The following is an 11,902-nucleotide window of genomic DNA, read 5'->3' as shown; positions in this document are numbered from 1 at the left end:
CTCAACAGTGTCGTGGCAAGGAAATGGTCACAAACAGACCCGGATCGGCGTTAGCCATGGCAAGGCGTCCGCCATAGGCTTCGACTATATCGGATACGATGGCCAGGCCAAGGCCGCTGCTGCCGCCCTTGCTGTCGAGCTGGACACCACGGGACAGTGCGGTTTCCCGATCGGCATCCGGTATACCCGGGCCATCATCGATAACGGTGACGATCACCTCGGCGGTTGTGGCCGATGCATCGATGCGGATCGACGATTTCGCGTAGCGTGCCGCGTTCTCGATTAAATTGCCCAAAATTTCAGACAGGTCGCCTTCGTCGATTGGCGCAGTCAGATCCTCCGCGACATCCATCTTGAATGAAAGCTGCCTGCCAGTTGGCGTGCGCTGGACGACGGCAATGACGCCGGCCGCGACCTCCGATACCCGGCAGGACGCCTCGCCGGAAACGCCGGGCGCGAGGCGGGCGCGCGCGAGCTCCCGCTCGACATGGCGCCGGATAGCTCCTGCGCTCTTCTCGATCTCGTCGGCTAGATCCGTCTCGCCTTTCTTGCGCAAGGCACGGATGTCCGCCGACAGGACCTGGAGCGGCGTCTTGAGGCCGTGCGCCAGATCGGTGGCGCGCGAACGGGCCCGAGCAAGAGCCTTCTCCTGGGCATTGAGAAGACGATTGATTTCGTCAGCCAGCGGCTGCACTTCGCTCGGTGCCACCACATCGAGCCGTGTCGTTCGCTGCGCAATCACGCTTCCGACGGCGGCCCGCAAGGTCTCCAGAGGTGCGAGACCGATGGTGATCTGGATGAAAAACGCGGCCATGAGAACTGCGGCGAGCATCAAGAGAGCCGGAGCGAGGTCACGAACATATTCGCTTACAGATATCTCAACGGTGCGATGGTCTTCCGCCACGATGGCGCGAAAGGACCGACCTCCAGCGTCGATGATTGTACGCTCGACCGCAATGCTGAGTTCTCCGCCAGGACCCGTGAACTCCTCTACCGTTCGCATCTCGCCACTTGCGCTGCGGGCAGGCAGGACCAGCTTGGCGTCCCACAAAGATCGCGAGCGCTCGAGACCGCCGGTGGCGACGTCTTCGACCTGCCAGTAGTAACCGGACAGCGGATTGGCGAAGCGCGGGTCGGTGAGCACCGGGGCCACCACCAGGTGACCGTCGCTTGTGAAAGTCGTTGCGCCGATCAACTCATTGAGGTCGACCGTCAGCTCGCCCACAACGCGCCGCTCGACGTGAAGTTCGAACAAATAGCGCAAGCCGGCGCCGGCTATGGCGAGCGCGACAAGAATCGAGATCGTTGCCGCCAGCCACAGCCTGAAGCGGATCGAGTTGCCCATCAGGCGGGATCATCGGGCATCAGATACCCGAAGCCGCGCCGCGTTTCGATGACGCCACTCCCGAGCTTGCGACGCAAGCGCGCGACGATCACCTCGATCGTGTTCGGATCGCGGTCGTTCCCTGAATCGTAGAGATGCTCAGCAAGTTCGGTCGGCGCCACCACTCGGCCGGCATGGTGCATCAGAAATGCCAGGAGCCGGTACTCCAGCGGCGACAGGGAAACGGGAACGCCACGGAGCGAGATACGCATCTGGCGCGTATCCAGGAGCAACGGCCCGGATTTCAACACCGGTGCCGACTGCCCGGCCGAGCGCCGCAGGATTGCCCGCAATCGGGCGAGCAGTTCCTCCATCTCGAAGGGCTTGGGAAGGTAGTCGTCAGCACCAGAATTGATGCCGTCCACGCGTTCGGTCCACGTGCCTCTCGCGGTCAGGATGAGAACCGGAAACCTGCGCTCATTGGCCCGCCAGCGCTTCAAGACCGTGAGACCATCGAGCTTCGGCAACCCGAGGTCCAGGATCGCAGCATCGTAGTTCTCCACATCGCCTGCGAACCAGGCAGCCTCTCCATCGCGAACGATATCGACCGCCATACCGGATGCCTTAAGGGCTATTGCGATATCGGCGGCGATACGGGGCTCGTCCTCGGCCAGGAGGATCTTCATCAGTCCCCCTCCCCTTCGCGCATGATGACACCGGCACCGGCGTCAACATCGACAGTCTTTCGCCGGCCATCGGCGCCGACGACCTGGAACCGGTAGACCCATTTGTTGGCCTTGCGGATGAGGTCAACCGCGACGATGTCGCCTGGAGCCTGCGCGCGAACAATATCGAGGATATTGGAAAGACCCTTTATCTCGCCGTGCTCGTAGAGGTCCCGCGCCCTGTCATGATCGCCATCGTCGTCCTCGTCAGCGCGCGCGGCGAGTGGCTGGGCCAGGACAAGCCCGGCCAGGCCCAGCATTGCGAGGCGCTTTAGGTTGACCATCATGAGCGAGGCATGTCGCACGTCGAAGCTTTCAATTTGCTGTCAACCATCCACAGCTGCCAGCAAGCAAAGGTTCCCTATCAGGGCCTCCTCGGGGCCAATCATGGCCGCGCAGAAAAAAGGATGTCGAAACCATGCGCAATTCCCTGTTCTTACTCGTAGCACTCGGATGCTTCTCCACCTTTGCCCTGCCGGCAGCCGCTGAATCTGAAGAAGGTTCATGCGGAGCGTCATCCTCAATTGCCCCTGCCGGCCCAATCGATCTGGAGGCCATTCCCATGCAGGATGCCACCGGTCCCAAGGCGATCAAGGGCGTTGGCGATGACCACGAATGCGGCGACAGTTATGCTTCCAGCAGCACTGACGAGGACGGCCAGGGGGACGGCGACTAATATCGAAAAGCTTATGCCCTGCCATTGAGCCGAGCGCCCGCTGATCAACTGCCCTATCGCCGAAACCTGCCCACTCTATCGCCGCGCTATCTCTTTGCCACTCCGGAGATCTTTTTGTCATGATTCCAGTCCAGCATATTCATCCCATGCTCGTGCATTTTCCCATTGTCCTCATCTACACACTGGTAGTAATCGACCTTGTGGCGCTCGCCCGTGGCAACACGGTAACCAAGCGTTCTGGCGCGGGGACGATTTCGACTTTTATCGCCCTCGCAGCCGGGGCGTTCGCCATTGGAACCTGGTTCTATGGCGGACTTGCCCTCGATCATGCCGAAGCGGCCGGCTTCAGCAGTGACATGGCGGAGATCCACGAGAGCCTGGGAGGCATCACAGCGTTCGCGTTTCTGATCTGGGGCCTTGTGAGGCTCGGCCTTTGGGTGCGGAATCGTGAACTGCGGCTACTGACCATTGCTATTCCTCTGATCGAAATTGGCGGAGCAATTCTGGTCACGGCGACGGCCTATTATGGGGGACTGCTTGTCTACGAACTTGGCGTGAATGTCGCCAAGACCACGATTGCTGGTTGACTGGCACGCGCCCGGTTATTTGCAGCCCCAGCTTGGATCATTTGTCTCGAGGGTAAAATGATTCAGATCAAGGCCCTTCGGTCATGCGGCATCTAGGAAGCCGGGGAATGGGAATATCTCCGGAGAGCGACCATGCAAGCCGAAGCCATCATGAGCAAGCCAGTCATCTGCACGGACCCGTCTGCCTCGATCGCCGAGGTGGCCGGGCTGATGCTGTCCAAAAAAATCAGCGGCCTTCCTGTCATTAGTGGCGATGGCACGCTGGTGGGGATTGTCAGCGAAGGCGATTTCCTGCAGCGAGGAGAACTGGGCACGCAACAGAAGCGCTCGCGCTGGCTGGAGCTTCTGGTCAGCCCCGGAAAAGCCGCCGACGAATATGTCCGGGCCAATGGTCGACGGATCGAAGAGGTGATGTCCGACAGCGTCGTCACTGCATCTCCTGCCGCGTCACTCGCCGAGATCGTCGATCTCATGATGCACCACCACGTTAAACGCATTCCGATCGTGAAAAGTAGGAGAGTCGTCGGCATTATTACCCGCTCTGATATTCTGCGGGCACTGCTCAGCCTCCTTCCGGATGCCGAGCCCACAGCGATCGATGACCAACGGATACGACAGAACATCATTGCCGAGCTTGCGAAGCAGAAATGGGCCGGCAAAGCCCTGATCAACGTGATGGTGGACAAGGGCGTGGCGAAACTCAGCGGCGCCATTTTCGACGAACGCGAGCGCCGGGCAGCCATCGTCGCCGCGGAAAATGTCGCAGGCGTCAAGCATGTCGAAGACAGTCTGTTTTGCGCAGATCCGGTCTCCGTGATCCTGGTTTCGTAGTCTTCTTGCCACCGAACTGGAGCAGCGCAAAAATCCGCGGCGGGGCCGAAGCCCCTCGGGGATCACGCCCTGCCCTCTCGGAGAGATCAGGACGAATGCCGTGTACTTTGACGTCCGTCTGTTTGTCCGTCACGGAAAAGGTGATGTTGGCCCCCTTCAGCACGATTACTTGGTTCCTGAGGGGCGCCGCGCCACGATGACCGCATAGAGTGCAGGGCAAGTCAGTAATGAGACCCCAGCATTGTCGTGCTTTTGCGAAGCGTCGCCAAACTCGACTTGTACCCCCTCCGGTCACGATCAAAGAACCAGCGCTTCGTCGCCTCCGAGGCCAACAGATAGAGCGCGGTGATGACGGCAAGTCCGGCCAGTACGGCTGGCGGCAGAGGCACAAAGCCGAACCATGCCGCGAACGGCAGATAAGGGATCGCGATCGCGACAATTCCGACGGCTAGCGTGAGCCAGGCAAGCAACGGGCTCGGGCGGCTCGCCCAGAAAGCCCCGTGCGTGCGCACGATGAGCACAATGGCGAGCTCCGTCAACAAGGATTCGACGAACCAGGCGGTCTGGAATGTGGACGCTGTTGCGTGAGCGAACAAAAGCAGGAAGGCGAAGGTTGCGAAGTCGAACAACGAGCTCACAAGGCCAAAGCTGATCATGAACCGCCGCACGAAGCTGATGTCCCAGTGGCGAGGCCGTCGCAGTTGGTCTTGATCGACATTGTCACTGGCGATGGCGAGTGAGGGAACGTCGGAAAGGAAATTGTTGAGCAGGATCTGCTTTGCCAGAAGCGGCAGGAAAGGCAGGAACAGCGAAGCGACGGCCATACTGATCATGTTGCCGAAATTGGCGCTGGTGGTGATCGAGATATATTTCATGGTGTTGGCGAACGTCTTGCGTCCGTCGTCGACGCCCCGCACCAGTACGCCGAGATCCTGCTTGAGGAGGATGATGTCGGCTGCCTCGCGCGCGACATCGCATGCGCTGTCGACGGAGACACCGATGTCGGCCTCATGAAGCGCGGGCGCATCGTTGATACCGTCGCCAAGATAGCCAACGACATGGCCTCTGCTCCGTAAGGCCTGGATGATGCGTTCTTTCTGGTTGGGATCGATCTCGACGAAGAGATCGGTGTCCTGCACTCCGGCAAAGAGCGCGCTCTTAGTCAGCTTCGACAGCTCCTCCCCGGTCAAGATCCGACCGCTGCGCAAGCCGACAGCTTGGGCAAGATGGGCGGCAACGTAGCGATTGTCGCCCGTAATGACCTTCACCGCGATGCCCCGGTGGGCGAGTTCGGCAAGCGTGTTCTTTACGCCCTCCTTGGGCGGGTCGAGGAAAAGCAGGAAGCCGGCGAAAGCGAGATCGACCTCATCCTTCCTGCTATAGGGACCACAGCCTTCAAATCGACGCGTCGCTATCCCCAGAACGCGATATCCCTCCGCGCTCCAGCGCCGAAATATCTTGTCGATCGCCGCGCGGTGAGCGTCTTCGAGAGGTTCCAGGCCTTTCGCTGTGCCGACGAAGCTGCAGGTTTCGAGGACGTTCTGTACCGCGCCTTTCGTGATCAGGAGGTCGCCACCGTCCTTGCTTCGCACAACAACGGAGAGACGCTTGCGAATGAAATCATACGGCAGTTCGTCAACCTTGGTGAAAGCACCCAATGAAGTGCTCCCACCCCCCGCAATGGCCTCATCGAGCGGATTCTTGAGTCCGGTCTGTAGGGTGGCGTTAAGACGAGCCCAAAGCAGGATCTCCTCAGACGGATTGCCATCGACATCGAACCATCCATCGAGGTGGATTACACCTTTCGTCAGCGTACCTGTCTTATCGGTGCACAGCAGATCCATACTGCCGAGATTCTCGATGGCATCGAGGCGGCGCACGATGACGCCGTTGGCAGCCATGGCGCGGGCGCCACGAGCAAGCGTTACGCTGATAATGGCCGGGAGCAGCTCCGGGGTGAGGCCGACCGCGAGAGCCAGCGAAAACAACAGCGATTCAATCAGTGGACGATGCAGCATCAGATTGGCAAAAAACACTATGATGACGATCGCCAGCATGATCTCGGTCATCAGATAGCCAAACAATCTGATGCCGCGGGCAAAACCCGTTTCCGGGATCTGTCGCTCCAATGCCGCTGCGATGGAGGCGAATTCGGTGTGTGCGCCGGTCGCTGCCGCAAGCACGGTTGCAGTGCCGCTGCGCACGGATGTGCCGGTAAACACCGCATTGTTGCGTTGGGCGACGGGGGCATCGGGGTCTGATTGCCCCGCCGCCTTCAAGACGGGGAAGGTTTCGCCGGTCAGCACCGCCTCGCTGACGTTGAAATCCCGCGCCTCGAGGATGATACCGTCGGCTGGTATGAGGTTTCCGGCCGACAGCCGGATGAGATCGCCCGGCACGATTTCTTCAGCAGAAACGGAGGATTCGAGGCCGTCGCGCAGCACGATAGCCTTGCGTGAGATACGCTGTTTAAGAGCCTCTGTCGCTCGCGACGCCCCATATTCCTGGGTGAAGCTGAGAACGCAACTTGCCAGCACGATCGCCCCGATGATTGCGGCCTCCTGACCTTCGCCGACGAAGGCCGAAACGATGGCTGCGAAGATCAGGATCAGGACGAGTGGGCTGCGGAACTGGCGAACAAACACGGTAAGCGCCGACGCGCCTGGCTTCAACGCCGGCATATTTGCGCCGTATCTGACGAGCCGAGAGGCGGCCTCGGATCCTGCCAGCCCAGACGTGGCGGACGTCGCCAAGCGTCTCACGAGCTCATCGCTGGTGATCGACCAATAGGGACTTGCGGCCGCCGTGACGGATTCCTGGTCCACGCCCGGAGACACGATATTCGATTCCATCAATATGACAGGAAACGGTTGATGCTACTCTCTTCAATCAGCGTACGGGTGACGCCACCAAACGCCCATTCGCGCAGGCGGCTATGGCCATAGGCGCCCGAGACGATCATATCGGCATGGATCGAGCGTGCGAATGTCAACAACTGCTCGCCGTCGACTTCCCCGATGATCAGTTTCGTCTGGGCTGTAATGCCATGGTGTTCAAGATAGACCGCCACATCGGCAAGGCTGTCACGAACGCTGTCGTCGCCGTTGCTGGCGATCGTGGCGACGACAACCTCATTGGCCTTGGCCAGAAAGGGCAAGGCATCCGCCACCGCCCGGCGCGCCTCCCTGGTATCTTTCCAGGCAACCAGGACCGTGTTAGCGCGAAGGTGTTCGACGTTGTTTCCGATGACCAGGACTGGCCGGCCGATGCCGAGCGCCAGGCTGCCAACATCGGCGGCGCGAAACACGTCGTCTCCCGACGCACCGGTCACGACAAGGTCGGCTGCGCGGGCGAAAACGCTGAGGAACCGGGTCGGGCTGCAGACGGCTTGGCCCCATTCGCTTGTGATCGAAGCCGGGACCAGGCTTTCGAACTCGGCACGCAGTTCGGCAAGCCTCTTTTCGATTTCGGTCCGCTGAACCTGCATGACCTCGCCTTCGTAGACCATGCCTTCGCCCGTCGCGACCAGAGGCGGGACGTCCGCCGCCGCCAGACCGATGAGATGGGCGCCAAAACGCTCTGCGAGTTCGACACCCACTTTCACAATGGCAGCCGGGGGCGCGTCGACGGCGAGATTCGCGATTATGGACTTATAGGACATTGGACGCGCCTTTCACTCAAGCGATTTGGACGCGCTATGAATTGCATTCACTGGCGCTGGCTTCCTTGATGCGCGTCAAAGAGCCGGCCAATTGCTTTTGCATCTACACTTCGGCCTCGATCCATTTTGTCTCTGATCGGAGAAGTGATAGTTAGGCCTTCTTTATGTGTCTCGAGACTAGGAACCGCAGGTGATCCAAGACGAATCGCTCAGTTTGTCGCCTGGTGGGACGACGCTGAAATCCCTGTTGTCGCAAATGTTCGAGCAAGCTCCCGGATTCATGGCCCTGATACGTGAGCCTGACCATGTATTCGTGCTGACCAATGCCGCCTACCAGCATCTCGTTGGCGATCGGCAGGTTCTTGGAAAATCGGCGCGCGAGGCCTTTCCCGAACTCGAGAGGCACGAATTTCTCGAACGGCTCGACCGTGTGTACATGACCGGCCAGTCCTATAGCGGCAAAGGCGTGAAGGTCGGCTTCCGCAACAGCAGTGATGGGCCAATTGAAGAGCGCATCCTGGATTTTGTCTATCAGCCGATCAGGGCCGACGATGGGCGAATTACCGCCATCTTCATTGAAGGCACGGATGTCAGCGACCTCTCATTTGCGAATGCTGCGCTTCTGTTGCGCGAAGATCATCTGCGTTCAATCTTGGCGACCGTGCCCGATGCGATGGTCGTCATCGACGAGCAAGGCAGTATCCAGTCCTTCAGCACGGCTGCCGAAACGCTGTTCGGTTACCAGTCAGGCGAGGTCATCGGACGAAACGTCAAAATGCTGATGCCGGCGCCATATCGCGAAGAGCACGATGCCTATCTGCTTCGGTACCTGACGACGGGAGAGCGTCGGATCATCGGGCTCGGCCGCACTGTTACCGGGGCGCGCAAGGATGGCACGACTTTCCCGATGGAACTTTCCGTCGGCGAAATGCACCCGGGAACCGGACGCTTCTTTACCGGCTTTTGCCGCGATCTGACCGAACGTCATCGCGCGGAAGCAAGAATTCAGGAACAGCAGCAGGAGCTGCTGCACATGGCGCGGTTTACCGCGCTTGGCGAGATGGCATCGACGCTTGCCCATGAGATCAACCAACCGCTAACGGCCATTACCAATTACCTGAAGGGCAGCCGACGGCTTCTCGAGAAGAGCGAGGAAAAGAACGCGCCGATGCTGCGGGATGCCGTGGAAAAGGCCGCCGAGCAGGCCCTGCGGGCAGGCGACGTCATTCGACATCTGCGCGATTTTGTTGCCAGGGGCGAAAGCGAGCGTCAGGTGGAACGACTGCCGGCGCTGATTGAGGAGGCCTCGTCGCTCGCCTTGGTCGGCGCAAGGGAGATCAATGTCCAGGTCAGCTACAAGCTCGATCCTGCCGCGGAACTGGTGTTGACCGACCGCATTCAGATTCAGCAGGTTCTGCTCAATCTGATGCGCAACGCGGTGGAGGCCATGCAGGAAACGCCGCGCCGTGAATTGAAAATCACAACCGTTGCCCGGGATGATGGCATGGCTGAAGTGAGCGTGATCGATACCGGTCCGGGGCTCGCGCCTGAGGTTTCGGCGCAACTCTTCCAGCCATTTGTGACCACCAAGAAGCAGGGTATGGGTGTCGGCCTCTCCATCTGCCGCACCATCGTTGAATCGCACGGCGGTCACATCTGGGCCGAGGCAATGGCAACGGGTGGCACCGCTTTTCGGTTCACCTTACGCATCATTGAGAAGGATGAGGTCACAAATGGCCGACAGTGATCTGGTGCACATCGTCGACGACGATGTTGATGTTCGCAAATCTCTCGGCTTTCTGCTGGCAACAGCCGACTTTCCTGTACGCCTGTACGAGTCGGCGACCGCTTTTCTCGCAGCGGCAAGTGGCCATCTCGACGGCTGCATCGTCACTGACGTGCGCATGCCGGGAATAGACGGCATCGAATTGCTGCGGCAACTCAGAACAGGTGGACATAAGATTCCGGTCATCGTCATGACCGGCCATGCCGACGTGGCGCTCGCCGTTCAGGCCATGAAGGAAGGCGCTTCCGATTTCATCGAAAAGCCGTTCGACGACGAGATGCTGATCCTGGCGATCCGCTCTGCACTGGCCAACCGGAACGAGGCGAACGCAGCGCATCCCCAGTCTGCGGATATCCGCGAGCGTCTGTCGACCTTGTCAGACCGCGAGCACCAGATACTGGACGGGCTTGTTTCCGGTCTGCCCAACAAGACGATCGCCTACGATCTGGGGATCAGCCCGCGCACGGTCGAAATCCACCGGGCCAATGTCATGAGCAAAATGGCGGCGAGCAGTCTGTCGCACCTGGTGCGTATGGCGCTGATCGTGGAATCCAGATCTTAAGGGGAGTCCTCAAGAGGTTTGCGTATCCTGACTTCGGCCCCTTCCCAGTCGCGCCAATGGGTCGGTCGGATATCGACACGGGCACCACTGGCAGCATTCTTCCAGCCCTCCTTCTCCCTTCTGCAGGCAAACACGAGCGCGTGCTCGCCGTCTTCGTCGATGACGGCCAGTTCGAGATCGCGACCAAAAGGAGCGCTTAGGATTGGTTCCCACATCGCATCAAAATCTTCGCAAATGGTGCGGTACGCCTTGATCTGCATCATTTTCTGAAATCGTCTGCCACGCTATTGCCGGCGTCGAACCGATGTCGATAACGCTTCCTACCGCAGACGCCATCATATGCCGGCCGCGGGCAACGCAATTGATCGCGATCGCAGCGCCCATACCGGATCCGACGTCCATGGCGATAGGCACCTTTCCCTGAACTGATTCATGGCCTCGCTTTGGCGATGCTCGGCCATCTTAAGCGGGCTGCCTAACCAGAATTTGGTCCGCGTCAAACACCGTACAATCGCGGCATCTGCGTCATAGGCCGATTGATCGTTATCAAGGACTGCGCCGCGCAAGGGCATATCGTTCGACGGTACAGGGAGAATCGCGATGCACTATATCAAGGTTGATGAAGCGCTATGGGCGTCCAGCATGTTGCCGGAGGGCATCCTGGAACGCTGGTTCATTACCAGCGGTGACACAATCAAGGCCGGAGAACGCATAGCCGAAGTTCGCGTTGAGGACGCACTGCACGAGATTGTCGCGCCGGCAGCCGGTCGCGCGACCATTGTCGCATCAGCGAGTGCGGTTATTGAACCTGGATCTGTCCTGGCAATCCTGGAGTCGCAGCCGGCTTAACGCCGTCGGTGACTCCGGAGAATGATTGCATTTACCCCTCAACGATATACGCAAGGATGTTCCGGAATGCAGACCCAACATGCCGTCGCCTGGCTGGACCATCGCGAAGCCAAAGTGTTCTTCTTCAATCGCGAGACAGCCGAAAGCCTGAAGCTTGCCACCACGCTTGCGCATCATCAAATCCACAACAAGGCAGGCACCATCGACGGCAAGCGTGCGCCGGAGGACCAGTCCTTCTACCACGACATCGTCACAGCCCTGCAGCCGGCGAAGGAATGGCTAATCGTAGGGCCGGGATCGGCAAAAGACGAGCTGGCAAAACATATACGCGACCGCCACTTGAACGATCGTATCGTCGGCGTCGAACCTGCCGATCATCCTACGGAGGCCCAGATCGTGGCGCATGCTCGCTCGTTCTTCCATGCCGCCGACCGGATGTTGCCCTAGCGCGGTCTGGGGCTGCTCTGCTGGGGCCGCGATCGGCCCACGGAGCCGTCAGGCTCGGGCGCCTGCCGTCTCCGTGGCCTCGATCACGGTTGCTGCAAGCTGCTGATATAGGCGATGATTGCCTCGATCTGGTCGGGGCTGGCAACCCACTCAGGCATGTCCGGATGGCCGGTCGAAATGCCTTCGGCGAGTGCTTCCTCGAGATCCGTAATCGGATAGCGCTTCGACAGGGTGCGAAAGGCGGGCGCGTCGGGATGGCTGCTCTTGTCGGTTTCTCCAATGGCGTGGCAGCGGACGCAATTGACTTCCACCAACGCCTTTCCATGTTCCGTTACGCCATCGGCCAGGGCTGGCAGTACGGAACCAAGCAACACCACAGTCAGCGCGGGAACCCATAGACGACGCCCGTGACTGCCGCTGCTCATACAGGCGTTCATGGTTGCAGGCCTCCGCA

Annotated in this window: 14 protein-coding genes; 7 read left to right on the top strand and 7 right to left on the bottom strand. The window is 59.8% G+C overall.

The genetic code is table 11. The annotated features are described in order from the left end of the window. Nucleotide 1 precedes the first annotated feature (1 nt). The 3 genes from FJ978_RS14230 to FJ978_RS14220 are packed head-to-tail and all read right to left on the bottom strand — an operon-like array spanning nt 2 to nt 2,336. On the bottom strand, nt 2-1,345 hold the full coding sequence (locus FJ978_RS14230; RefSeq protein WP_140572604.1) for a HAMP domain-containing sensor histidine kinase: 1,344 nt from the start codon (nt 1,343-1,345) through the stop codon (nt 2-4). Next, on the bottom strand, nt 1,345-2,010 hold the full coding sequence (locus FJ978_RS14225) for a response regulator transcription factor (RefSeq protein WP_140572603.1): 666 nt from the start codon (nt 2,008-2,010) through the stop codon (nt 1,345-1,347). The genes FJ978_RS14230 and FJ978_RS14225 overlap by 1 nt, the downstream gene beginning before the upstream one ends. Next, complete coding sequence (locus FJ978_RS14220) at nt 2,010-2,336, bottom strand: PepSY domain-containing protein (RefSeq protein ID WP_031257651.1); 327 nt, start codon at nt 2,334-2,336, stop codon at nt 2,010-2,012. The genes FJ978_RS14225 and FJ978_RS14220 overlap by 1 nt, the downstream gene beginning before the upstream one ends. Before the next feature lie 131 nt (nt 2,337-2,467). Here FJ978_RS14220 and FJ978_RS14215 point away from each other — a divergent pair, with 131 nt between their 5' ends. From FJ978_RS14215 to FJ978_RS14205, 3 genes are all read left to right on the top strand, one after another. Continuing rightward, entirely contained in the window at nt 2,468-2,725 is a 258-nt protein-coding gene (locus tag FJ978_RS14215; RefSeq protein ID WP_140572602.1) for a hypothetical protein, read from the top strand. A gap of 119 nt (nt 2,726-2,844) precedes the next feature. After that, nucleotides 2,845-3,312, top strand: a complete 468-nt coding sequence (locus FJ978_RS14210; RefSeq protein WP_246678125.1) for a DUF2231 domain-containing protein — start codon at nt 2,845-2,847, stop codon at nt 3,310-3,312. Nucleotides 3,313-3,444: 132 nt separating this feature from the next. Continuing rightward, nucleotides 3,445-4,143, top strand: a complete 699-nt coding sequence (locus FJ978_RS14205; RefSeq protein WP_140572600.1) for a CBS domain-containing protein — start codon at nt 3,445-3,447, stop codon at nt 4,141-4,143. Nucleotides 4,144-4,364: 221 nt separating this feature from the next. Here the strand turns inward: FJ978_RS14205 and mgtA are convergent, their stop codons facing one another. Together mgtA and FJ978_RS14195 are read right to left on the bottom strand one after the other, a co-directional pair. Then, a complete protein-coding gene (gene mgtA / locus FJ978_RS14200; protein WP_140572599.1) occupies nt 4,365-6,995 on the bottom strand; it encodes a magnesium-translocating P-type ATPase in 2,631 nt (876 codons plus the stop codon). Then, the gene (locus FJ978_RS14195) at nt 6,995-7,804 is read right to left on the bottom strand and encodes a universal stress protein (protein WP_140572598.1); all 810 of its coding nucleotides are present in this window, start codon (nt 7,802-7,804) and stop codon (nt 6,995-6,997) included. The genes mgtA and FJ978_RS14195 overlap by 1 nt, the downstream gene beginning before the upstream one ends. Before the next feature lie 190 nt (nt 7,805-7,994). On the opposite strand from FJ978_RS14195, the gene FJ978_RS14190 reads away from it, so the two are divergent. Both FJ978_RS14190 and fixJ read left to right on the top strand, forming a co-directional pair. Next, on the top strand, nt 7,995-9,551 hold the full coding sequence (locus FJ978_RS14190) for a PAS domain-containing sensor histidine kinase (RefSeq protein WP_140572597.1): 1,557 nt from the start codon (nt 7,995-7,997) through the stop codon (nt 9,549-9,551). Further along, nucleotides 9,538-10,152 (top strand): response regulator FixJ, encoded by a 615-nt coding sequence (fixJ, locus tag FJ978_RS14185; protein ID WP_140572596.1) that lies wholly within the window; start codon nt 9,538-9,540, stop codon nt 10,150-10,152. The genes FJ978_RS14190 and fixJ overlap by 14 nt, the downstream gene beginning before the upstream one ends. Here the strand turns inward: fixJ and FJ978_RS14180 are convergent. Beyond that, nucleotides 10,149-10,415, bottom strand: coding sequence for a hypothetical protein (locus FJ978_RS14180; protein WP_348640313.1), 267 nt, complete (start codon nt 10,413-10,415; stop codon nt 10,149-10,151). The two genes, fixJ and FJ978_RS14180, sit on opposite strands and share 4 nt — an antisense overlap. A 337-nt stretch (nt 10,416-10,752) precedes the next feature. On the opposite strand from FJ978_RS14180, the gene FJ978_RS14175 reads away from it, so the two are divergent. Together FJ978_RS14175 and FJ978_RS14170 are read left to right on the top strand one after the other, a co-directional pair. Next, nucleotides 10,753-11,001, top strand: coding sequence for a lipoyl domain-containing protein (locus tag FJ978_RS14175; protein WP_140572595.1), 249 nt, complete (start codon nt 10,753-10,755; stop codon nt 10,999-11,001). 66 nt (nt 11,002-11,067) lie between these two features. Continuing rightward, the gene (locus FJ978_RS14170) at nt 11,068-11,448 is read left to right on the top strand and encodes a translational machinery protein (RefSeq protein ID WP_140572594.1); all 381 of its coding nucleotides are present in this window, start codon (nt 11,068-11,070) and stop codon (nt 11,446-11,448) included. An 83-nt stretch (nt 11,449-11,531) separates the two neighbouring features. Here FJ978_RS14170 and FJ978_RS14165 read toward each other — a convergent pair whose 3' ends face one another. After that, nucleotides 11,532-11,885, bottom strand: a complete 354-nt coding sequence (locus FJ978_RS14165; protein ID WP_140572593.1) for a cytochrome c — start codon at nt 11,883-11,885, stop codon at nt 11,532-11,534. Between the last annotated feature and the right edge of the window lie 17 nt (nt 11,886-11,902).

Origin of the sequence: Mesorhizobium sp. B1-1-7 (assembly GCF_006442705.1) — a bacterium.
Classification (GTDB): Bacteria; Pseudomonadota; Alphaproteobacteria; order Rhizobiales; family Rhizobiaceae; genus Mesorhizobium; species Mesorhizobium opportunistum.
The sequence above is the reverse complement of the archived record's forward strand: the minus strand, read 5'-3'. Positions and strand labels throughout refer to the sequence as shown.

Bases quoted from the DNA above. Each gene is read 5' to 3' on its own strand.
- FJ978_RS14225 (WP_140572603.1), bottom strand. From the start codon at position 2,010: ATGAAGATCCTCCTGGCCGAGGACGAGCCCCGTATCGCCGCCGATATC.
- FJ978_RS14215 (WP_140572602.1), top strand. From the start codon at position 2,468: ATGCGCAATTCCCTGTTCTTACTCGTAGCACTCGGATGCTTCTCCACC.
- fixJ (WP_140572596.1), top strand. From the start codon at position 9,538: ATGGCCGACAGTGATCTGGTGCACATCGTCGACGACGATGTTGATGTT.
- FJ978_RS14210 (WP_246678125.1), top strand. From the start codon at position 2,845: ATGATTCCAGTCCAGCATATTCATCCCATGCTCGTGCATTTTCCCATT.
- FJ978_RS14170 (WP_140572594.1), top strand. From the start codon at position 11,068: ATGCAGACCCAACATGCCGTCGCCTGGCTGGACCATCGCGAAGCCAAA.
- FJ978_RS14230 (WP_140572604.1), bottom strand. From the start codon at position 1,345: ATGGGCAACTCGATCCGCTTCAGGCTGTGGCTGGCGGCAACGATCTCG.
- FJ978_RS14165 (WP_140572593.1), bottom strand. From the start codon at position 11,885: ATGAACGCCTGTATGAGCAGCGGCAGTCACGGGCGTCGTCTATGGGTT.
- FJ978_RS14205 (WP_140572600.1), top strand. From the start codon at position 3,445: ATGCAAGCCGAAGCCATCATGAGCAAGCCAGTCATCTGCACGGACCCG.
- FJ978_RS14220 (WP_031257651.1), bottom strand. From the start codon at position 2,336: ATGATGGTCAACCTAAAGCGCCTCGCAATGCTGGGCCTGGCCGGGCTT.
- FJ978_RS14180 (WP_348640313.1), bottom strand. From the start codon at position 10,415: ATGATGCAGATCAAGGCGTACCGCACCATTTGCGAAGATTTTGATGCG.
- mgtA (WP_140572599.1), bottom strand. From the start codon at position 6,995: ATGGAATCGAATATCGTGTCTCCGGGCGTGGACCAGGAATCCGTCACG.
- FJ978_RS14175 (WP_140572595.1), top strand. From the start codon at position 10,753: ATGCACTATATCAAGGTTGATGAAGCGCTATGGGCGTCCAGCATGTTG.
- FJ978_RS14195 (WP_140572598.1), bottom strand. From the start codon at position 7,804: ATGTCCTATAAGTCCATAATCGCGAATCTCGCCGTCGACGCGCCCCCG.